The organism is Roseateles sp. P5_E11, from assembly GCF_054049355.1.
The window spans coordinates 1-1,119 of sequence record NZ_JBFUMO010001033.1; the positions used below are offsets into that span (position 1 = coordinate 1).

Annotated in this window: 1 protein-coding gene; it reads left to right on the top strand. The window is 64.7% G+C overall.

Features of this window, described 5'->3' with window-relative positions:
• The coding region (locus ACXJKR_RS33175) for a TonB-dependent receptor plug domain-containing protein (protein WP_457326479.1) at positions 1–1,119 on the top strand (1,119 nt) is incomplete at both ends.

The following is a 1,119-nucleotide window of genomic DNA, read 5'->3' on the forward strand; positions in this document are numbered from 1 at the left end:
TCCATCGTCGCCGAGGACATCGGCAAGTTCCCCGAGGCCAACGTGGCCGAATCGCTGCAGCGCGTGCCGGGCATCATCCTGAACCGTGACGAGAGTTCGGGTGAGGGGCAGCGCATCTCCATCCGCGGCCTGCCGACCGAGTACACCGTCACCACGCTGAATGGCGCCCTCGTCAATACCGTGTCCACTTCCACCATCGGCTCGGCGGTGCGCGGTTTCAACTACGACGTGTTCGCGTCCGAACTGTTCGGCCGTGTGGACTTCTACAAGTCGCCGCTGGCGGAACTGAACGAAGGCGGCATGGGCGGCGTGGTGGACCTGCAGACGCCACGCCCCTTCGACAACCCCAAGCGCACCATCCGCTATGGCGTGACGGCGTCGTACAACACCACGTCCGGCAAGACGGACCCGATGGGCTTCGCGCTGTACTCCAACACCTGGGGCGACTGGGGCGCGCTGATTGGCGTGTCGCACGCCGCCGCCGTGAACAACCGCTCAGGCTTTGAGGCGACCGGTGGCTACAACAGCTCGGCCCGCGCCAGCCAGAGTCCCGTGAAGGGCAACTTCGCCTTCGCGCTGGACTACGACAGCCCGCGCGCCAACCTCGGCAGCTACACCCGCGCCCAGGTCGACAACGCACTGCTGCCCCGCATCTACCGCTTCTACGGTTCGGCCAATGACCGCACCCGCGACGGCCTGGTGGGCTCGCTGCAGTTCAAGACCCCGACGCTGAACTTCAGCCTGGACACGCTCTATTCCAAGCTGAAGAACACCCGCGACGAGATCTACTTCGGCCTGCTGATCCGCAACAGCCGTACCACCGACCGCACCAAGCCGGCGGGCCAGAGCGGCAACAACGGCTTCATTCCGCTGAACGTCAAGATCGACCCCGCGTCCAACCTGCTGACCGGCACCTTCGGCAATACGTCCTACAGCAGCGGAGCGACCTACAGCGAAGACGAAACCAAGTTCGGCTACGTGGCCGCCAATGCCCGCTGGAGCGTCAGCGACAAACTGGTGCTGACTGGCCAGCTGAGCACCAACAACAGCAAGGCGCTGAGCTACCAGGACACCCTGTCCGGCCAGATCTTCGGTGTCGACTCCACCATCGACTACGGC